At 68.3% G+C, this 19,093-nt stretch carries 19 protein-coding genes; 8 read left to right on the top strand and 11 right to left on the bottom strand.

Going from position 1 to position 19,093, the window contains the following annotated elements; genetic code table 11:
* The first annotated feature begins 76 nt into the window (after positions 1 to 76).
* Positions 77 to 1,381: a DUF4032 domain-containing protein gene (locus CQ042_RS11355; RefSeq protein WP_105670591.1), complete on the top strand. Its 1,305-nt coding sequence runs from the start codon at positions 77 to 79 to the stop codon at positions 1,379 to 1,381.
* A gap of 32 nt (positions 1,382 to 1,413) precedes the next feature.
* On the opposite strand, the gene CQ042_RS11360 is transcribed toward CQ042_RS11355, so the two are convergent.
* The 5 genes from CQ042_RS11360 to CQ042_RS11380 all read right to left on the bottom strand — a co-directional run bounded on the left by CQ042_RS11360 (position 1,414) and on the right by CQ042_RS11380 (position 6,334).
* Complete coding sequence (locus CQ042_RS11360; protein ID WP_105670592.1) at positions 1,414 to 2,055, bottom strand: NAD(P)-dependent oxidoreductase; 642 nt, start codon at positions 2,053 to 2,055, stop codon at positions 1,414 to 1,416.
* Positions 2,056 to 2,075: 20 nt separating this feature from the next.
* Positions 2,076 to 3,086 (bottom strand): 23S rRNA (guanosine(2251)-2'-O)-methyltransferase RlmB, encoded by a 1,011-nt coding sequence (gene rlmB, locus CQ042_RS11365; protein WP_105670593.1) that lies wholly within the window; start codon positions 3,084 to 3,086, stop codon positions 2,076 to 2,078.
* Positions 3,079 to 4,482, bottom strand: coding sequence for a cysteine--tRNA ligase (cysS, locus tag CQ042_RS11370; protein ID WP_105670594.1), 1,404 nt, complete (start codon positions 4,480 to 4,482; stop codon positions 3,079 to 3,081). Before cysS ends, rlmB begins: the two co-directional genes overlap by 8 nt.
* A 103-nt stretch (positions 4,483 to 4,585) precedes the next feature.
* Positions 4,586 to 5,782, bottom strand: a complete 1,197-nt coding sequence (ispD, locus tag CQ042_RS11375) for a 2-C-methyl-D-erythritol 4-phosphate cytidylyltransferase (RefSeq protein ID WP_105670595.1) — start codon at positions 5,780 to 5,782, stop codon at positions 4,586 to 4,588.
* 69 nt (positions 5,783 to 5,851) lie between these two features.
* Positions 5,852 to 6,334 (bottom strand): CarD family transcriptional regulator, encoded by a 483-nt coding sequence (locus tag CQ042_RS11380; protein WP_017201416.1) that lies wholly within the window; start codon positions 6,332 to 6,334, stop codon positions 5,852 to 5,854.
* A gap of 134 nt (positions 6,335 to 6,468) precedes the next feature.
* Here CQ042_RS11380 and CQ042_RS11385 point away from each other — a divergent pair, with 134 nt between their 5' ends.
* The gene (locus CQ042_RS11385; RefSeq protein WP_105670596.1) at positions 6,469 to 6,996 is read left to right on the top strand and encodes a DNA modification methylase; all 528 of its coding nucleotides are present in this window, start codon (positions 6,469 to 6,471) and stop codon (positions 6,994 to 6,996) included.
* Between the two features lie 65 nt (positions 6,997 to 7,061).
* Here the strand turns inward: CQ042_RS11385 and CQ042_RS11390 are convergent, their stop codons facing one another.
* Positions 7,062 to 7,745: a response regulator transcription factor gene (locus CQ042_RS11390; protein WP_105670597.1), complete on the bottom strand. Its 684-nt coding sequence runs from the start codon at positions 7,743 to 7,745 to the stop codon at positions 7,062 to 7,064.
* A complete protein-coding gene (locus CQ042_RS11395) occupies positions 7,742 to 8,965 on the bottom strand; it encodes a cell wall metabolism sensor histidine kinase WalK (RefSeq protein WP_105670598.1) in 1,224 nt (407 codons plus the stop codon). The genes CQ042_RS11390 and CQ042_RS11395 overlap by 4 nt, the downstream gene beginning before the upstream one ends.
* A gap of 216 nt (positions 8,966 to 9,181) precedes the next feature.
* On the opposite strand from CQ042_RS11395, the gene phoU reads away from it, so the two are divergent.
* Entirely contained in the window at positions 9,182 to 9,892 is a 711-nt protein-coding gene (phoU, locus tag CQ042_RS11400; RefSeq protein WP_105670599.1) for a phosphate signaling complex protein PhoU, read from the top strand.
* A 71-nt stretch (positions 9,893 to 9,963) separates the two neighbouring features.
* On the opposite strand, the gene CQ042_RS11405 is transcribed toward phoU, so the two are convergent.
* Positions 9,964 to 10,713, bottom strand: a complete 750-nt coding sequence (locus CQ042_RS11405; protein ID WP_105670600.1) for a phosphoglyceromutase — start codon at positions 10,711 to 10,713, stop codon at positions 9,964 to 9,966.
* Positions 10,714 to 10,772: 59 nt separating this feature from the next.
* Between CQ042_RS11405 and CQ042_RS11410 the strand changes: the two genes are divergently transcribed.
* Positions 10,773 to 11,600, top strand: coding sequence for a class I SAM-dependent methyltransferase (locus CQ042_RS11410; protein WP_105670601.1), 828 nt, complete (start codon positions 10,773 to 10,775; stop codon positions 11,598 to 11,600).
* A 1-nt stretch (position 11,601) separates the two neighbouring features.
* Here the strand turns inward: CQ042_RS11410 and CQ042_RS11415 are convergent, their stop codons facing one another.
* From CQ042_RS11415 to CQ042_RS11425, 3 genes are all read right to left on the bottom strand, one after another.
* Positions 11,602 to 12,732, bottom strand: coding sequence for a folate-binding protein YgfZ (locus tag CQ042_RS11415; RefSeq protein WP_105670602.1), 1,131 nt, complete (start codon positions 12,730 to 12,732; stop codon positions 11,602 to 11,604).
* Between the two features lies 1 nt (position 12,733).
* Complete coding sequence (locus CQ042_RS11420) at positions 12,734 to 13,336, bottom strand: FABP family protein (protein WP_105670603.1); 603 nt, start codon at positions 13,334 to 13,336, stop codon at positions 12,734 to 12,736.
* A 150-nt stretch (positions 13,337 to 13,486) separates the two neighbouring features.
* Positions 13,487 to 13,777, bottom strand: a complete 291-nt coding sequence (locus tag CQ042_RS11425; RefSeq protein ID WP_105670604.1) for a hypothetical protein — start codon at positions 13,775 to 13,777, stop codon at positions 13,487 to 13,489.
* 72 nt (positions 13,778 to 13,849) lie between these two features.
* Here CQ042_RS11425 and CQ042_RS11430 point away from each other — a divergent pair, with 72 nt between their 5' ends.
* From CQ042_RS11430 to pstS, 4 genes are all read left to right on the top strand, one after another.
* A complete protein-coding gene (locus CQ042_RS11430; RefSeq protein ID WP_105670605.1) occupies positions 13,850 to 14,533 on the top strand; it encodes a response regulator transcription factor in 684 nt (227 codons plus the stop codon).
* Positions 14,534 to 14,584: 51 nt separating this feature from the next.
* Positions 14,585 to 16,750, top strand: coding sequence for an RNA degradosome polyphosphate kinase (locus tag CQ042_RS11435; protein ID WP_105670606.1), 2,166 nt, complete (start codon positions 14,585 to 14,587; stop codon positions 16,748 to 16,750).
* On the top strand, positions 16,747 to 17,736 hold the full coding sequence (locus CQ042_RS11440; RefSeq protein ID WP_105670607.1) for an NUDIX hydrolase: 990 nt from the start codon (positions 16,747 to 16,749) through the stop codon (positions 17,734 to 17,736). Before CQ042_RS11435 ends, CQ042_RS11440 begins: the two co-directional genes overlap by 4 nt.
* A gap of 170 nt (positions 17,737 to 17,906) precedes the next feature.
* Positions 17,907 to 19,013: a phosphate ABC transporter substrate-binding protein PstS gene (gene pstS / locus CQ042_RS11445; RefSeq protein ID WP_105670608.1), complete on the top strand. Its 1,107-nt coding sequence runs from the start codon at positions 17,907 to 17,909 to the stop codon at positions 19,011 to 19,013.
* Positions 19,014 to 19,093: the final 80 nt, after the last annotated feature.

Here is a 19,093-nt window from a genome sequence, read left to right on the forward strand (position 1 = left end):
AACCACAGACGCGGCGCAGGCTGACTTCGGTCGCCTGCGCCGCGTCTTTTCGTCCATCACTCATCCAGGGAGCGTCATGCACGATTCGCTGCGGATCACCGCCAGCAAGATCGATCCGGGGCTGCTCGCCCTCCCTTGGTCCACCACTCTCGCGAAGTGGCCGTCCGAGCACATCGTCTCGCTCCCCAAGGGCCTCTCCCGGCACCTCGTGCGCTTCGCCGACCTCTCCGGTCGCGTCGTCGCCGTGAAGGAGACCACGGCGGAGATGGCGCAGCGCGAGTACGACATGCTCGGCAACCTCGCGCGCCTCGACGTGCCCTGCGTCGACCGGGTCGCCGTGATCGCCGGGCGTACCGACGCCCACGGCGACCCGCTCCCCGCGGCTCTGGTCACCTCGCACCTCCGCTTCTCGATGCCGTATCGCGCCCTGTTCACGCGCGTCCTGCGCCCGGACACCGCCAACCGCCTGGTCGACGCCCTCGCGCTGCTGCTGGTGCGCCTGCACAACGTCGGCTTCTACTGGGGCGACGTCTCGCTGTCGAACACGCTGTTCCGCCGCGACGCCGGCGCCTTCGCCGCCTACCTGGTCGATGCCGAGACCGGAGAGCTGCACGAGGAGGGACTCACCGACGGTCAGCGCGCCTACGACCTCGATCTCGCCCGCACGAACATCGCCGGGGAGATCATGGACCTCGCGGCAGGCGGAAGACTCGAGCACGGAGTGGATGCCATCGCGATCGCCGACGGCATCGTCTCCTCCTATCGCTCGCTGTGGGCGGAGCTCACGGCGCAGGAATCGTTCTCCGCCGCAGAGACGTGGCGCATCACCGAGCGGGTGGAGCGCCTCAACGCGCTCGGGTTCGACATCGACGAGATGTCGATGTCGACGACCGCCGACGGCACCGTCGTGGAGATCCAGCCGAAAGTCGTGGATGCCGGCCACCATCAGCGCCGCCTCATCCGTCTCACGGGCCTGGACGTCGAGGAGAACCAGGCCAGGCGCCTGCTCAACGACCTCGACGAGTTCCGCGCACGCTCGACGAAGCAGTGGGCCGACGAGGAGATGTACGCGCACGAATGGCTCACCCGCGTGTTCGAGCCTGTCGTGCGTGCGATCCCCTACGAGCTGCGCGCCAAGCTCGAGCCCGCTGAGGTCTTCCATCAGGTGCTGGAGCACCGCTGGTATCTGTCGCAGGCACAGGGGCGGGCCATCCCCCTCGCCGAGGTCCTGACGAGCTACATCAACGAGGTGCTGCGCCATCGGCGTGATGAGGCGACCATCATGGGGCCGCCGACCGAGACGATGAGTCTTCCCGTGATCACCGGTGTGACGCCGGTGTCAGACGAGGACGAGGACGTCGACTGGCGTGACCTCGTCTGAGCGTTCGACGCTCCGTCGGCCTCGGTACGGGCTCAGTGACCGACGGTGAACCGTTCGCGATGGTGGCGGCCCTGCTCGATCTCATCGACCACGGCGACAGCGAAGTCCGCGCCCGAGATATACGACTTGCCCTCCGCGTCACGGACGATCACGTCGCCCCCGTCACGGTAGCGACCGGTGCGCTCGCCCTCGGCCCACGGTCCGAACACCTCGGCCGGGTGGATGAAGAACCAGTCGAGGCCCGGATCCGTCTTCTCGAGGAGCGCGAGAGAGTCGATGCCGACCTGCGCCTCGTGCTTGTACTCCTCGGGGAAGCCCTGGTCGAACAGCCGAGGGCCGCCGGGAGCGATCAGGCTGCCGCCGGCGCCGCCGACGACACCGAGACGCGTCTCCGTGCCCGCGATCCGCTCGACGACGTTCGCCAGCGCGTCCAGCGCACGATCGGCCATGTCTCCACGCGGCGACAGCGCCGACACCACCGCATCCGCTCCGACGAACGCGTCTGCGAGTGGCGCGAGGTCGAGGGCGGACCCCTGCACGTACGCGGCTCCCGCAACCGGATCGCTGGGCGCGGAGCGGGAGATCGCGATCACCGCGTGGCCGCGGCTCACCGCCTCTGCGACGATGTGACGACCGGCGTAACCGGTTCCCCCGAGCACGATGATGCGAGCCATGGTCTGCCTTCCCGAGTGGTCTACTTCTTCGCGGCGCGGAGCGACGCGACCTGGTAGAGCGCGACGGATGTCGCGATGCCGGCGTTCAGCGATTCGGTCGCCGCGGAGATCGGGATCGAGACGATCTGGTCGCAGGTCTCGGAGACCAGACGCGACAGGCCCTTGCCCTCCGATCCGACCACGATCACGACAGGCCGATCAGCCAACTGCAGCTCGGGAAGCGACACATCGCCGTCGCCGTCGAGGCCGAGCACGAACACACCCTGCTTCTTGAACTCCTTGAGCTGCGTGGTGAGGTTGGTGGCCAGCGCGACGGGGGTGCGGGCGACTGCTCCGGCGCTGGTCTTCCAGGCAGCGGAGTTGACACCCGCCGAGCGGCGCTGGGGAAGGATGATGCCGTGGCCGCCGAACGCCGCCGTGGAGCGGATGATCGCACCGAGGTTACGGGGGTCGGTGATGCCGTCGAGCGCGACGAACAACGGCACGTCGCCGCGGTCGATGACCTGCTCGAGCAGATCCTGCGGGTGCGCGTACTCGTACGGCGGCACCTTGATCGCGACACCCTGGTGCACGCCGTCGAACCCGGCCATGCGATCCAGCTCCGGACGCGTGACCTCCATCACCGGGATCCCGCGATTCGTGGCGATCGCGAGCATCTCCTTCACACGGTCGTCCATCTCGACGCGCTGCGCGATGTAGAACGCCGTCGCCGGGATCTTCGCCCTCAAAGCCTCGAGGACAGAGTTACGACCGGTGACGTTCTCGGTGTCATCTCCTGCCTTGGCCTTCGGCGCGCGGTTCGACCCGCCGCCGGAGCCCGGACGGCTCCCGCCGGGACGACCCTTGCCGCCCGTCGCCGCGGCGTAGCGCTCGGCCGCAGCCTTGCGCTTGCCCGCCGGGTGCCAGGCGCGGTCCTCGGCCTTCGGGGTCGGCCCGCGGCCTTCGAGCGCCTTGCGCCCGAGCCCGCCGGTGCCCTTGGTGGGGCCCTTCTTCTTGCCGTTGCTCGCGCCGGGGCGCTGTGGCTTAACCATCGATACTCCAATGAGTTCCGGCCGGAGTGTCCTCCAGCGTGATTCCTGCGGCGGCGATCGCATCTCGGATGCGATCCGCCGCCGCCCAGTCCTTGTCAGCGCGGGCCTGCGCGCGCTGCGTGATCATCGTCTGGACGAGAGCGTCCAGCGTCCGGTGTTCGGCGACGTCTCCCCCGCTCGACATGAGTTCGTCGAAGCCGAGAAGGCGGACCATGGCGTCCACCTGCACGAATGCGGCCCAGGCCTCCTCGTCCGCTCCGGCATCGATCGCCGTGTTACCCCGACGCACCGTCTCGTGCAGGACGGCGAGCGCCTGAGGCACACCGAGGTCGTCATCCATGGCTACGGCGAACGCCTCGGGGATCTCTCCGATGCGTGCGTCGTCCGGCTCGCCGGACAGCGTACGACGAACGCGGGCGATGAAAGTGCCGATGCGGCTGAGGGCCGCCTCAGCCTCCGTCCACGACGACTCGCCGAGATCGAGGCTCGAACGGTAGTGCGCGGCGGCGAGCGCATAGCGCACCACCAGCGCGTCCTGCGCGGTGAGCACGTCGGCTGCGAGGGTGAAGTTGCCCAGGGACTTCGACATCTTCTGTCCGTCGACGGTCACGAGTCCGTTGTGCACCCAGTAGCGGGCGAAGCCGTCGCCGGCGGCCGTCGACTGCGCGAGTTCGTTCTCGTGGTGCGGGAAGCGCAGGTCGAGCCCACCGCCATGGATGTCGAACTCGGCGCCGAGATAGCGCTTGGACATCGCGGAGCACTCGATGTGCCAGCCGGGACGCCCTGCACCCCAGGGCGATGCCCATGTCGCATCCTTCGGCTCATCGGGCTTGGCGCCCTTCCAGAGCGCGAAATCCTGCGGATTGCGCTTGCCACGCGGGTCGGCGTCCTCCGCGGCCTCCATGGCATCGAGCGATTGGTGCGTCAGCGCGCCGTACTCCGACCAGGACCGCACGTCGAAGTACACGTCGCCGGACCCGTCGGGCGCGGGATACGCGTGTCCGCGCTCGATCAACACCGCGATGAGCTCCTGCATCTGCGGGACGGATGCCGTGGCACGGGGTTCGTACGTCGGCGGAAGGATGCCGACCCCGGCATACGCCGCGGTGAACTCCTGCTCCATCCGGTAGGCGAGCGCCCACCACGGCTCGGCATCGGTGGCATTCGCGAGCACCTTGTCATCGATGTCGGTGACGTTGCGCACGAAGGTGACGCGGCCGTAGCGATGATCCAACCACCGGCGCAGGAGATCGAAGCTCAGGGCCGCCCTGACGTGCCCGATGTGCGGGCCGGACTGCACCGTGGGTCCGCACACGTACATCGTGATGTTCTCGGGATCGAGAGGCACGAAGTCGCGCAGCTGCTGTGCGCGGGTGTCGTAGAGGCGGAGTGTCACCGCTCAAGCCTACTCGGCGGCTGCTGAGCGCCAGCCCCCTGGGCCGGATTCACCGCGGTTGTGACGATATGCGGTCCGATCAGGGGAGCACCCCTGCCGCACGTCATCCGGCGGTGGGTCCGCTCGACACCACCGACGCGACGGCGGTCACTGAGATTCCCTCGCCACGACCCGGGAACCCGAGCCGATCAGTCGTCGTCGCCGTCACCGACACCGGTGCGCCCAGCACCGCGGACAGCACGCCCTCGGCCTCGACCCGCCGGGGACTGAAACGCGGCCTGTTCCCCTGCATCTGCACGGAGACGTTCCCGATCCGGAAACCGGCTTCTGTCAGCAGCTCGCGGGTGCGAGCGAGGAACACCTCGGCGTGCGCCCCCGCATACTCGGGATGAGCCGTGCCGAAATGCTCGCCGATGTCCCCCAGCCCGGCAGCACCCAGGAGCGCGTCGACGATCGCATGAGCGACGGCGTCTCCGTCCGAGTGTCCGGACAACGGCTGCTCACCCGGCCATTCGAGGCCGGCGAGCCAGAGGTTTCCCTCGCCCCCGAAGGCGTGGACGTCGGTCCCGATGCCCACCCGCGGGATGGGGGATGCAGCAACCGACGGAGCGAGCAGGTGCCTGGCGCGCTCGAGGTCGGTGGGCGTGGTGATCTTGAAGGCCCTGGGCGAGCCGTCGATGTACCGCACCGAGTGGCCGGCGGCGGCGAACAGCGCCGCGTCGTCGGTGTACTCGATCCCTCCCGCCAGGGCTGCGGAGTACGCGGCCTCGAGCAAGGCCCGCGGGAAGCCCTGTGGCGTCTGTGCGGCGGCGAGCTCGGAGCGATCGACCGCGGCGACCACGGCGCCGGAGGCGACCTTCTTGAGCGTGTCGACGACGGGAAGCGCCGGGATGACGCCGACCTCGGGTGTCACGGCCGCGGCGACGGCATCGATCTGCGACGGCGGCGTGAGGGCGCGCGCGGCGTCATGGACGAGGACGGTGTCGATGTCGCCCCAGAGCGCCGCGAGCCCCGCCGCGACCGACTGTTGACGGGTCGAGCCACCGGTCACCACGCGACCCAGATCGACGCGTTCTCCGGCCGCTGCGCGCAGCTCCGTCTCGGCATCACCTTCGAGCCCGACCGGAGCTACCACGATCACCTGCGCCGGAGCGGCCGCGAACACGCCCTCGAGGACATGACGGAGGACGGACCGGGCATCGATGCCGACGAAGGCCTTCGGAGCGCCGGCCGCCAGTCGCGTACCGGAACCCGCGGCCACGACGATGATCGCTGTACGGGGGACGGGGATGATGGTCACAGCATCACGTTACCGGCGAAGACGACGAAAGGCGGATGCCGAAGCATCCGCCTTTCACCGTGAAGGAGCTCAGGAAGCGAGCACCTCGTCGAGCAGAGCGCCCGCCTTGTCCTCGTCGGTCTTCTCCGCGAGCGCGAGCTCGGAGATGAGGATCTGCCGAGCCTTGGCCAGCATCCGCTTCTCGCCCGCGGAGAGTCCGCGGTCCTGATCGCGACGCCACAGGTCGCGGACGACCTCACTCACCTTGATCACATCGCCGGAGGCGAGCTTCTCGAGGTTCGCCTTGTACCGGCGCGACCAGTTGGTGGGCTCTTCTGTGAAGGGTGCTCGCAGCACCTCGAAGACATGATCGAGGCCTTCCTTGCCGATGACGTCGCGAACGCCGACCAGGTCGACATTCTCCGCGGGGACCTCGATGATGAGATCGCCCTGGGTGACGTTGAGCTTCAGGTATTTCTTCGCCTCACCCTTGATGATGCGCTCCTTGACCTCGATGATGGTCGCAGCGCCATGGTGGGGATAGACGACGGTCTCGCCAACCTCAAAAAGCATAAAAACGTGTCCTTTCGGCAACCTCAAGGATACCACAGGGGATATGCGCTAAGGTTCGCGCCCCCTGGACCAGGAGCCGTCACGACTTACCCATAGAATGGATGCGGATATCCCGCCGGACCTCAGGAGGACCCGTGAAATCGCGCCTTGTTGCGTCTGCAGCCCTCAGCGCCCTCGTTCTGCTCGGCGCGACCGGGTGCACATTCATCACCCCCCAGTCGACGAAGATCGAGTACCCGGCTTCCGACGGTGTGAACATCTCCGACGCCGACGGCCCCATCGACGTCCGCAACGTCCTGGTCATCGCCACCGAGGACGGCTCGATCGGCAACCTGATCGCGGCGGTCGTGAACCCCACCGAGGAGAGCGAGACGCTCACCATCACGGTCGGGGATCTCGACCCGCTCACCGTCACCGTCCCCGCGGGCGGACGCGTGAGCCTCGGCGCCGACGAGGAGCCGCTGCGCATCGACGGGCTCGACACCAAGCCGGGTGCCACCGTCGAGATGCACTTCCAGTCGGGCGACTCCACGGGTGTCAAGGCAGAGGTGCCCGTCCTCGACGGCTCCCTCCCCTACTACGCGGACCTCGTCCCGTCCGAGAAGGCGTCCACCCCGACGCCGCTTCCGACGGACACGGCCGCACCGGCGCCCTCGAACTGACGAGCAGCACAGAGAAGAGGCCGGTACCCCGCGGGGTACCGGCCTCTTCTCTTTCGGTCGGACCGTCAGCCCTCGAAGCGATAGCCCAGCCCGCGCACGGTGACGAGCATGACCGGCTCGCTCGGGTTCTCCTCGATGCGCGAACGGATGCGCTTGATGTGCACGTCGAGGGTCTTGGTGTCCCCGAAGTAGTCGCTCCCCCACACCCGATCGATGAGCTGGCCGCGGGTGAGGACGCGCCCCGAGTTGCGCATCAGGACCTCGAGCAGCTCGAACTCCTTCAGGGGCATGTTGATCTGGTCACCGGCGACGGAGACGGTATGCCGATCGATGTCGAGCGAGACCCGTCCGCCGTCGAGCACGCGCTCGTCGAGCTCGTTCTCCGCCTGCACGACCCGGCGCAGGACGGCGCGCATGCGCGCGAGCAGCTCGCGGGACGAGTACGGCTTCGTGATGTAGTCGTCGGCTCCCAGCTCGAGGCCCACGACGATGTCCACCTCGGAGTCCTTCGCCGTGAGCATGATGATCGGCACGGCGGACGTCGAACGGATCTGCCGGCACACCTCGGTGCCCGGCATCCCCGGCAGCATCAGGTCGAGGAGCACGATGTCCGCACCGCGCTCGCGGAACGCCGCCAGCGCACCGGGGCCGTCTTCCGCGATCTCCACCTCGTATCCCTCGCGGCGCAGGAGATAGGCGAGCGGATCGGCGAGGTCGGGCTCGTCTTCGACGAGAAGGATTCGGGTCATGCTCTCTCTCCGTTTCGAACGCGCGCGGATGCGGCGGTCTTGGCCGCTTTGCGCGCACGCTTCTTCTTGCTCTTCTTGCCCGCATCGGCGTTGTCCGGGGCGTCGATCCGAGGCAGACGGATCGTGAAGGTGGATCCCCGTCCAGGACGGGACCACAGTCGTACCTCTCCGCCGTGACGCTGGGTGGCGTGCTTCACGATGGAGAGACCGAGTCCGGTTCCTCCGGTGCGTCGTGAACGGGCCTCGTCGGCCCGATAGAACCGTTCGAAGATGCGCTCGCGATCCGCCTCGGCGATGCCGATCCCCTGGTCGGACACCGCGATCTCGACCACGCCGTCCTCGGCACGCACACCTACTCCGACGCGGGATCCACGGGGCGAGTAGACGATCGCGTTGGCGATCAGGTTGCCGACGGCCTCGATCAGGATCTGCGCGTCACCACGCACCCAGACGCCGCGGTCGCCGCCTCTCGCGAGATCGACACCGGCGGAATCGGACTGCACGACGTGAGCCTCGATGGAGGAGGCGATCACCTCGTCGATCGAGACCGGCCCCACCTTCGCCAGGCCGTCCTCGGCTTGGAGCCGGGAGAGGCTCATGATGCGCCCGGTGAGCTGTCCGAGTCGCCCGGCCTCCGCCGAGATCCGTGCCGCGAAGATGCGCACCTGCGCCGGATCGTCGGCAGCGGATTCGATGGCTTCGGCGAGAAGGCTCACCGCTCCGACCGGCGTCTTGAGTTCATGGCTCGTATTCGCCACGAAGTCCCGCCGCATCTGATCGAGGCGCTCCTGCTCGGTGACATCGCGGATGATCAGCAGCACCAGTCGCGCGCCGATCACGCTCGCACGGGCAGACACGAGGCGTGGGTCGAGACTCAGCCCGCCCCTGGTGATGCGCATCGACTCCGTGACGGAGCCTCCGGCCTCCCTGACCCCTCGTACGAGCTGGCGGAGTTCCGGATTCTCGAGCGTGGAGCCGACCTCGATGCCGAATCGGGCCGCGGCCTGCGAGGAGGCGAGCACGAGGCCCGAGGTATCGACGATCGCCGCGGCGTCATCCATGCTGCGCAGCACATCGGTGATGCCGGCCGGAATCGCCAGCGATGTCTCCTCCTGCACCCGTGCTCGGGCGCGATACGCCCACACGACGAGCAGGGAGAGGCCGACGCCGATCACCAGCCCGATGGCGAGCGAAGACAGCGCGAGCTGCGGCAAGGTCATGACTCCAGCGTAGAGTGCGTTCACCGTCCGTCCGGCGGGTTTCCGCGCCCTGACGGGAACAGGAGAAGTACTATTCACGTGCTGGGCACCGTTCGTTAACCTTCGAAGCAGACAATCGCTTCGGGCCTGTGCGGGAGCACGGACCTGCTCTCGTGCGGACGACCCGCCGTCTCGCGCTGCCACAGCCGAGATCCGAATGAAAGGTTGCGCCCCAACATGCGCGAAGTCTTCCACCAGTCCCTCGAGGACCTCCAGAACCGCCTGGTCGAGATCGCCGACCTCGTCACGGTCTCGATCGACAAGGCCACCAGGGCATTCGCCACCAGCGACGTCGCCCTGGCCGAAGAGGTCATCGCCGACGACGCGAAGATCGACGAGCTTGCCGTCGCGCTCGACGAGCAGGCCATCGAGATCCTCGCCCGCCAGCAGCCGGTCGCCCGCGATCTGCGCATCGTCGTCACCGCACTGCGCGTGAGCGCCTCGCTCGAGCGCATGGGTGACATGTCCGAGCACATCGCGCAGCTCGCCCGCCTCCGCTTCCCCGAGCGCGCCATCCCGAAGGGCCTCAAGGGCACCTTCGTGAAGATGGGCGAATTGGACGTCGAGGTCGCCCGCACGCTTTCCGAGCTGCTGCGCACGCAGGACCTGCGATTCGCCGACGCGATCCGCAACGCGGACGACGACGTCGATGAGCTGCACGCCACCGTCTTCGAGAAGGTGCTCAGCGACAACTGGAAGGGCGAGGCCACCGCGACCGTCGACGCCACGCTCGCCAGCCGCTACCACGAGCGCTTCGCCGACCACGCGGTCGCGGTCGCCAAGAAGGTCGTCTACCTCGCCACCGGCGACTGGGCGGTCGAGGAGGAGGACATCCCCCTCGCCGTCGAGCAGCAGGAGCTGGAGCAGCAGGAGCTCGGTCACGCCTGACGCGCGCTTCGACGACGACGAAGCCCCCGATGCACTCGCATCGGGGGCTTCTCCGTGTTCTGCGGAAGCTCCTACTTCTTGCCCTGCGCCGCGACGGCGGCGGCACCCGCGGCCGCAGCCTCGGGGTCGAGATAGCGGCCGGGACCGGTCGGCACGTTGTTCCCATCGAGCTCGTACACGAGCGGGATTCCGGTGGGGATGTTGAGCTCGGCGATGTCGTCGTCGCTGATGCCCTCGAGGTGCTTCACGAGACCACGCAGCGAGTTGCCGTGCGCTGTGACGAGAACGGTCTTGCCGGCCTCGAGGTCGGGGACGATCGCGCTCTCCCAGTACGGCAGAAGACGGTCGATGACGAGCTTGAGCGACTCGGTGCGCGGTACCTCGCCGTCGATGCCGACGTAGCGGACGTCGTTCACCTGACTGAACTCGCTCTCATCGTCGAGCACGGGCGGCGGCACGTCGAACGAGCGACGCCACAGCTGGAACTGCTCGGGGCCGAACTCCTCGAGCGTCTGCGCCTTGTCCTTGCCCTGGAGCGCACCGTAGTGACGCTCGTTGAGCCGCCAGGAGCGGGTCACCGGGATCCACAGGCGATCGGCGGCGTCGAGCGCGATGTTCGCCGTCTGGATCGCGCGGCTCAGCAGCGACGTGTGCAGCACGTCGGGAAGGATGCCGGACTCGGCCAGCAGCTCGCCGCCGCGGCGCGCCTCCTTCTCGCCCTGCGCGTTGAGGCGGACGTCCACCCAACCGGTGAACAGGTTCAGTTCGTTCCACTCGCTCCGGCCGTGGCGGAGCAGGATGAGGGTGCGCGTCGCAGTCATGCCGTCAGTTTATCTGCCCGGGACGCGGCGCCCGAGTCGGATGCTGGGAGGATGGAGACATGGCGTCATCTCCCCTCGGTCGGCCCACCCGCGGGACGACGGGGACCAACCGACTGCGGCGCAACGATCGCTGGATCGCCGCGAGCGATGCCCTGCGGAAAGCACCCGATCCCCTGGTCGTCGACCTCGGCTACGGTGCCAGCGGCGTGACCGCGCTCGAGCTCGCGACCCGCCTCGTGCGCGTGCGCGGCGATGTCGAGGTCCGCGGACTCGAGATCGACCCCGCCCGCGTCGCGACTGCCGACGCGCAGCTCGCCGAGGTGCGTGCCGGGCATACACCCTTCGCTGCCGACCTGCCGGTCTCGTTCGCGCGCGGAGGATTCGAGGTGCCGCTCCCGGGCGCGCGGAAGGCCGCGGTCATCCGCGCCATGAACGTGCTGCGCCAGTACGACGAAGAGGACGTCCCCGACGCGTGGAGTCGGATGGCATCACGCCTGGCACCGCGCGGTCTGCTCTTCGAGGGCACCTGCGACGAGATCGGCCGCATCGCCAGCTGGATCGATGTCGACACGCACGCTGTTCCCCTGCGCTTCACGATCTCGCTGCGACTCGCCGACCTCGAGCATCCGAGCATCGTCGCCGAGCGCCTGCCGAAGGCGCTGATCCACCGCAACGTCCCCGGTGAGCGCATCCACGCGCTGCTCGTCGATCTCGACCGCGAATGGGATCATGCGGCCCCGCTGTCGACGTTCGGCGCCACCCAGCGATTCCTCGCCGCCGTCGCCGCCCTCCGCGGACAGGGATGGCCCGTGCTCGGCGGGCGCACCCGCTGGCGGTTGGGCGAGCTCACGCTGCCCTGGGAGGCTGTCGCTCCCCGTTCCACCTGACTCAGATACCCGTGCGGGAGTCGCGCGGATCCGGCGCAGAGGGCCGCCGCGACAGCCGCGTGAGTCGCGGGATGTCGGCCATGGCGCCCGCATCTGCCGGCACGATCACCTGCTGGGAGGCCGCGATGTCGATGCCGTCAGCACGCACCACGAGGTCGCCGATCGGCGCGCGACGGGACAGGATCGCAAGGGCGATCGGGCCGTCTTCATGGTGACGGACCACGGAGGTGAGGTGTCCGACCTCGTCGTCACCGGAGAAGACCGGCGCACCGGGCTCGGGCAGGACCGCATCGCTGCCGTCGAGGTGGAGCGCGGCGAGACGACGGGGCGGATGTCCGAGGTTGTGCACCTTCGCGACGGTCTCCTGCCCGCGATAGCACCCCTTGTTCAGGTGCACCGCGCTGCGGATCCAGTCGGACTCATGCGGCAGGGAACGCTCGTCGACCTCGGTCGTCCAACGCGGACGCCACGCCGCGACGCGCAGCGCCTCGGCGGCCAGAAGACCCGCGAGTGCCTCACGGTCGAGCGCCGTGACGAGCGCATCCGCGCCCTCGCCGGTCAGGATCGCGACGCGCCACGAGAAGTCGGCGGCAGGATGCGCGGCCACCTCGGCGTACTGGTGCCCTCCGGCGCTGATGCGCTGCCATGGGTCCGCCCAGACGAGGGGCACGCCGTTCGGGGCGAAAGCCGCAGCAGATGCCGTCGACGCGACCGTTCCCCCATCGATGTAGCCGACCAGCACGAGATCGGAGCGGATCTCGACGGTGGCCTGCGTGCGGAACTTCATGCGAGTCAGCCATCCCGCGAGTGCCTCGGCATCGCCGGCGTCGGCGATGAGCCAGGTCGATGCGCCGTCGTCGAAGACCCCCGCGGCATGCTCGACGCGACCCTGCGGGTCGAGCACGAGAAGCTCGGTGCTGTCGCCGGGAGCCAGATGACCGACGGCCTGCGAAGTGATGGAGTCGAGCCAGGTCAGCCGTTCGGGACCGGCGACCTCGATCACCGCACGGTCCCCGAGGGGCGCGAGAGCGGCACCATCGGCAAGACGACGCTGCTCGCGGAAGGCGTCACCGAAATGCGCGATCGTGTCTCCGTCGGACACGACGCCGTCGATCCCCGCGAAACCCGACACGTCAGACCTTGGCCAGTCGCGCCGAGGCGTGCGAGCGCAGCGGGGTGCCGAGGGCGGCGATGTCCCATGCCCACAGAAGATGCCCGTCGACGAGGCCGTACATGCGCGAAGAGGCCGTGTGAACCTTCGCGCCCGCGCTGCGCACGACCGCATCCGAGCCGATGTCGATGCGCGGGCCGTTGATCTCGCCGATGTAGAGCTCGAGGGCGCCGTCTGCATGCGCGAGCGAGACCTCGATCGGGAATCCGCCGCTCGGAGCGCGCAACTCCTCGACGTCGTCGACCGTGCGGGTGACGGTGGGTGCCGTCGGCGGGAGCAGCGCGGGGCCGGGATCCGCGGCTGTCGCCGGTCGGGCGAGCCGCCAGAAACCGGTCTCGGCGAGCAGGGCGGCAGCCGGGGCGCCGTCTTCGGTGAGGAACGTCGCCGTGCCGGAGTAGTTCAGGAAGGGGCCGCCGTCATGGCTGAAACTGACCCGATGCGTGAACTCGCCCTGCAGACGATCGTCGCCGACCGGATAGTCGATGACGCCGGTGCCCTCCCACACGCCGATCAGCCACGCGAACGGAACGATGTCGGCGGGGAGGTCTGTGGGGAGTTCGATCACGATCGCGTCAGCGCTGGCCGCGGAAGAGGTTGCGCAGCACCACTGCCGAGACGAAGACGATAGCGAGGCTCGCGAGGCCCAGCAGGCCGATGAAGAAGATTTCGAGCGCCATGAGGTCCATGTGCTCCACCTTACCGCGCGACGCCGATGTCAGGCGGGGATCAATGCCGCGAGGCCGAAACCGACCGAGATGATGCCCATCAGCAGCAGACCCCCGGTGACGCTGCTCGCCACCCGGAAGATGAACCCCTGCGTCCGCCCGTACCAGAGCTGCACGGCGAACGACAGCAGCACGACACCGCCGAAGGCCACCAGCAGCCACGGAACGCGCCACTCCTCCGGAACGAAGATGCCGATGGCGATGGTCGCGAGGAAGGCGGTGACCCAGACGACGAGCACACCGACGAAGGCGTTGCGTGGTGCCAGTGCGGGATCCGTCATGTCTCCATTGTTGCGCATCCGCTCCCGGTATCATGGCGGCACGACGACGATCCGCGTCGGTGAGGAGTGCGCGTGGCCCAGGTGCTGGTACTGACCAACGCTCCGCTCTCGGAGCAGGTGCTGCCCGCCCTCGAGCTGCTGAGCCATCGCACGCGTCAGATCCCTGCAGAGCCCGCCCAGCTGGTCAACGCCCCCGACTACGACGTCGTGATCGTCGACGGCCGTCATGATCTGGTCGCCGCGAAGTCACTGTGTCGGCTGCTGCGGGCCACCGGTCAGGACGCCCCGCTGCTGCTCGTGGTCACAGAAGGAGGGATGAGCGCCCTCTCCGGCGACTGGGGGATCGACGACGTGCTGCTCGTCACCGCCGGCCCGGCCGAGATCGACGCCCGGCTCCGTCTCGCGCTGGCCCGTCGCGACGAGGTCGCCGAGCCCGCACGCGTGCAGGCGTCCGGTGTCACGATCGACGAGCAGTCGTACTCGGCGAAGCTGCGCGGCAGACCCCTGGATCTCACTTACAAGGAGTTCCAACTGCTGCACTTCCTTGCCACGCACCCCTCCCGGGTGTTCACCCGCGAACAGCTGCTCAGCGAGGTCTGGGGCTACGACTACTTCGGCGGCACCCGTACGGTCGACGTGCACGTGCGACGACTCAGGGCGAAACTCGGCGACCAGGAGCAGATCATCGGCACGGTGCGCAATGTCGGCTACCGCTTCAACGTGAACGAGGACGAGAGTCTCGTCGGAGCCCACTGACGGACGGCTCCGTTCACACGAGCGTCACCTCGCGGTGCTTAGATGTACCCCATGATCGATCCCGCACTCGCCGACGCCGGACTCGGTGACGCCGAAGACGACGACTTCGACGCCATCGAGTCGCCCGACTCCCTGCTCCCTGACCACCGCTACCTGGATCGCGAACTGAGCTGGCTCGCCTTCAACCAGCGCGTTCTGGAGCTGGCCGAGGATCCGTCACTGCCCGAGCTCGAGCGCGCGAACTTCCTCGCGATCTTCGCGAGCAACCTCGACGAGTTCTTCATGGTGCGCGTCGCCGGCCTCAAACGTCGGATCATGACCGGTCTCGCCGTGCCGACCAACATCGGCCGCTCCCCCGTCGACGCGCTCGCCGACATCTCTCGCGAGGCGCACGCGCTGCAGCTGCGCCACGCGGACGCCTGGATCTCGCTGGTGCGCCCCGCCCTGGCCGAGTCCGGTGTCGAGATCATGGAGTGGTCCGAGCTCACCGACGCCGAGCGCTCCGCCCTCTCGGAGTATTTCCAGGCCCAGGTCTTCCCGGTGCTGATGCCGCTCGCCGTCGACCCGGCCCACCCGTTCCCCTACATCTCCGGCCTCTCGCTGAACCTCGCGATCCGCATCCGCAACGCCCGCACCGGGCGTCAGGAGTTCGCGCGCCTCAAGGTGCCCCCCATGCTCCCGCGCTTCGTCGAGGTGCCAGGAGGCGGCGAGATCAAGCGCTTCCTGCGCCTGGAGGAGCTCATCGCCAACCACCTGGGCGATCTGTTCCCCGGCATGGAGGTGCTCGACCACCACGCGTTCCGCCTCACCCGCAACGAAGACGTCGAGATCGAGGAGGACGAGAGCGAGAACCTCATCCAGGCGCTCGAGGCCGAGCTCCTGCGGCGACGGTTCGGCCCGCCGATCCGCCTCGAGATCACCGACGACATGGATGACGTCACGATGGACCTGCTGGTCCGCGAACTCGACATCACCGACCTCGAGGTCTACCGCCTTCCCGGCCCGCTCGATCTGCGGGGCCTGTTCGATTTGTCCCGCATCGACCGTCCCGACCTCCGCTACCCGCCGCATCTGCCCACCACCGCCGTGGCCTTCCAGCCTGCAGGATCGAGCACCCGCGCCGACATCTTCAAGGCGATCCGCAAGTCCGACGTGCTGGTGCACCACCCGTACGAGTCGTTCACCACGAGCGTGCAGGCCTTCCTCGAGCAGGCGGCCCGTGACCCGCACGTGCTGGCGATCAAGCAGACCCTGTACCGCACCTCGGGTGACAGCCCCATCGTGCAGGCACTCATCGACGCGGCGGAGGCGGGCAAGCAGGTGCTGGCCCTGGTCGAGGTGAAGGCCCGCTTCGACGAGGCCAACAACATCGTCTGGGCGCGCAAGCTCGAGAAGGCCGGCGTGCACGTGGTCTACGGTCTCGTCGGCCTGAAGACGCACTGCAAGCTCGCCCTCGTCATCCGCGAGGAAGAGGGAAGGCTGCAGCACTACTCCCACGTCGGCACCGGCAACTACAACCCGAAGACCAGCCGCATCTACGAGGACTTCGGGCTGTTCACCGCGGACGCACAGGTCGGCAAGGATCTGACGCGGCTCTTCAACGAGCTCAGCGGCTACGCCATCGAGAAGAAGTTCAAGCGCCTCCTGGTCGCGCCTCTGCACCTGAGGAAGGGCCTCGTGCGGCAGATCGATGCCGAGCGCAAGAATGCGGAAGCCGGGATCCCCGCGCACATCCGCATCAAGGTGAACTCGATGGTCGACGAGGAGATCATCGACGCGCTCTACCGTGCGAGTGCCGCCGGAGTGAAGGTCGACGTCTGGGTGCGCGGCATCTGCAGCCTGCGCACCGATCTCGACGGCATCAGCGACAACATCACCGTGCGCAGCATCCTGGGTCGCTACCTGGAGCACTCGCGGATCTTCGCGTTCGAGAACGGCGGCGATCCGCAGGTCTACATCGGCAGCGCCGACATGATGCACCGCAACCTCGACCGTCGCGTCGAAGCCCTGGTGCGCGTCACCGACCCCGCTCATCTCAAGGAACTCGGCACGTTCTTCGACCTGGCGATGGATGCCGGCACGACCTCGTGGCACCTCGGCGCCGGTGGCGTGTGGGAGCGCCACGCCGTCGATGCGGAGGGCAAGCCCCTCATCGACCTGCAGGATAAGACCATGGGGTTGATCCAGCGGCGCCGTCGCGCACGGGCGGTTCGATGAACACTCGGCAGCTGCAGCTCCCGGCCGACACGACGACGAACTCGAAGTGGACGGACAAAGCCGTGTACGCGGCGGGGGCCGTCGTGTGGCGCCTCGTCGAGGGCAAGCTGCGGATCCTGCTGATCCACCGCACCAAGTACCGCGACATCACGCTTCCCAAGGGCAAGGTCGATCCCGGCGAGATGCTCGCCGAGACGGCCGTGCGCGAGGTGCAGGAGGAGACCGGGATCCGCGTCTCGCTCGGTGTCTCGGTCGGCGTGAGCCGCTATCACCTCGCGTCGCAGAAGCAGAAGGTCGTGCACTACTGGGCCGCCGAGGCGACCGATGCCGCGATCCGGGAATCGACGTTCGTCCCCAACCGCGAGATCGCCGCGCTGGAATGGGTGAGTGTGAAGAAGGCGCGCTCACGACTGAGCTACCCCGTCGACCTCGAGATCCTCGACTTCTTCTCGAACCTCGTCGACGACGGCGTGCTGCGCACGTTCCCGGTGATCGCGCTGCGGCATGCGAAGGCCATGCCTCGCTCGGAGTGGGATGGCTCGGACGCATCCCGACCGCTCACCGAGCGCGGGCGCAAGCAGGCGAAGTCGATCGTCGGACCCCTGCGCGCCTTCGGTGTGCGCCGGATCGTGACCAGTGACGCGGTGCGCTGCGTCGAGACGATCACGCCGCTCTCCCGCGCGCTCGACCGCAAACCGGTGAAGACCGAGAAGATCAGCCAGGATGCCTGGGAGGACGGCGAGTCCGATCTCCGCTCCGTCGTCGGACGCCGTATCCGCGCCGGCAAGCCCACCGTGCTCTGCAGCCACGGGCCAGTGCTGCCCGGCCTGCTGTCAGAGATCGCGCTGGCCACCGGCACCATCCAGGGGTCGTATCTGAGCAGTGCGGCGGACCTCGAGCCCGCCGCGTTCTCCGTCGTGCATCTGTCGGCCACGAACCCCGGATCCGGCATCATCGCGATCGAGACGCACATCCCCAAGGTCTGACGTTTCGACGGCTCCGCGACCCAGCCCCGGAATCTCGCGGGAGCACCCCAGAGAGTCGCCGGTCGTTCACCTGCCGTTCACCTGCTCGGGAGAGTCTCGTTAACCGTCGCCCATAGCGTCACTGTGTGCCCTGCACCGGGCCCCACCCATTCCAGATCGAAGGATCCACAGTGAAGATCTCCCGAATCGCACGAATCGGCGCCATCGGCGCCGTCGCCGCCCTCGCACTCGCCGGCTGCGCCGCGAACGAAGCAGGCACCGGTTCCACCGACGCACCCACCTCCGACACCGCGGCCGTCAGCGGCTCCCTGGTCGGCGCGGGCGCCTCCTCGCAGCAGGTCGCCATCCAGGCGTGGACCGCCGAGTTCCAGAAGACCAACCCCGACGCCCAGGTCGAGTACGACCCGCAGGGCTCCGGCGGCGGCCGCGAGTCCTTCCAGCAGGGTGCGGTCAACTTCGCCGGTTCCGACCGCGCATTCAAGACCGACGAGATCTCGGCCGGCGGATTCGGCGCGTGCGTCGACGGCTCCGACCTCATCGAGATCCCGGCCTACATCTCCCCGATCGCCATCGTCTTCTCGCTCGACGGCGTGGACGAGCTGAACCTCGACGCCGAGACCATCGCGTCGATTTTCGCCGGCAAGATCACCAACTGGAACGACGCAGCGATCGCCGCGGACAACCCTGACGCCACGCTCCCCGACCTCGCCATCACGCCGGTGCACCGCTCCGACAAGTCGGGCACCACGGGCAACTTCACCGACTACCTCTCGCAGACCGCGGGTGACGTCTGGACCGCGGGCAGCGTCGAGGAGTGGCCGGCGGACCTCGCCGGCGAGTCCGCCGAGAAGACCTCGGGCGTCGCCAACGCCGTCAAGGGCGGACAGGGCCTCATCGGCTACATCGACTCCTCGCAGGCCGCCGACTTCTCGGCCGTCAACGTCAAGGTCGGCGACGAGTTCGTGCCGCACTCGGCCGAGGGTGCTGCGGCAACGCTCGACGCTTCGAAGATCGAGGACGGCCGCACCGACGGCGACCTCGCCTTCGCGATCGACCGCACCACGACCGCCGACGGCGCATACCCCGTGCTGCTCGTCAGCTACCTCATCGGCTGCGCCGAGTACGAAGACGAGAACGTCGCGGCACTGACGAAGGCGTTCTTCACCACGGCGATCAGCGCCGAGGGCCAGGACGTGGCGGCGACCAACGCCGGCAGCGCCCCGATCTCGGACGACCTGCGCACGCAGGCACAGGCTGCGATCGACCTCATCAAGTGAGACACTGACGGTCTCCGGGATGCCGCACGGCATCCCGGAGACCGTCTGCTCGCGTCAGACCCCCGATCTCCACTGAGCAG

This window comes from Microbacterium sp. MYb62, from assembly GCF_002979475.1.
Classification (GTDB): domain Bacteria; phylum Actinomycetota; class Actinomycetes; order Actinomycetales; family Microbacteriaceae; genus Microbacterium.

Bases quoted from the DNA above. Each gene is read 5' to 3' on its own strand.
- CQ042_RS11355 (WP_105670591.1), top strand. From the start codon at position 77: ATGCACGATTCGCTGCGGATCACCGCCAGCAAGATCGATCCGGGGCTG.
- CQ042_RS11360 (WP_105670592.1), bottom strand. From the start codon at position 2,055: ATGGCTCGCATCATCGTGCTCGGGGGAACCGGTTACGCCGGTCGTCAC.
- rlmB (WP_105670593.1), bottom strand. From the start codon at position 3,086: ATGGTTAAGCCACAGCGCCCCGGCGCGAGCAACGGCAAGAAGAAGGGC.
- CQ042_RS11380 (WP_017201416.1), bottom strand. From the start codon at position 6,334: ATGCTTTTTGAGGTTGGCGAGACCGTCGTCTATCCCCACCATGGCGCT.
- CQ042_RS11390 (WP_105670597.1), bottom strand. From the start codon at position 7,745: ATGACCCGAATCCTTCTCGTCGAAGACGAGCCCGACCTCGCCGATCCG.
- CQ042_RS11395 (WP_105670598.1), bottom strand. From the start codon at position 8,965: ATGACCTTGCCGCAGCTCGCGCTGTCTTCGCTCGCCATCGGGCTGGTG.
- phoU (WP_105670599.1), top strand. From the start codon at position 9,182: ATGCGCGAAGTCTTCCACCAGTCCCTCGAGGACCTCCAGAACCGCCTG.
- CQ042_RS11405 (WP_105670600.1), bottom strand. From the start codon at position 10,713: ATGACTGCGACGCGCACCCTCATCCTGCTCCGCCACGGCCGGAGCGAG.
- CQ042_RS11410 (WP_105670601.1), top strand. From the start codon at position 10,773: ATGGCGTCATCTCCCCTCGGTCGGCCCACCCGCGGGACGACGGGGACC.
- CQ042_RS11425 (WP_105670604.1), bottom strand. From the start codon at position 13,777: ATGACGGATCCCGCACTGGCACCACGCAACGCCTTCGTCGGTGTGCTC.
- CQ042_RS11435 (WP_105670606.1), top strand. From the start codon at position 14,585: ATGATCGATCCCGCACTCGCCGACGCCGGACTCGGTGACGCCGAAGAC.
- CQ042_RS11440 (WP_105670607.1), top strand. From the start codon at position 16,747: ATGAACACTCGGCAGCTGCAGCTCCCGGCCGACACGACGACGAACTCG.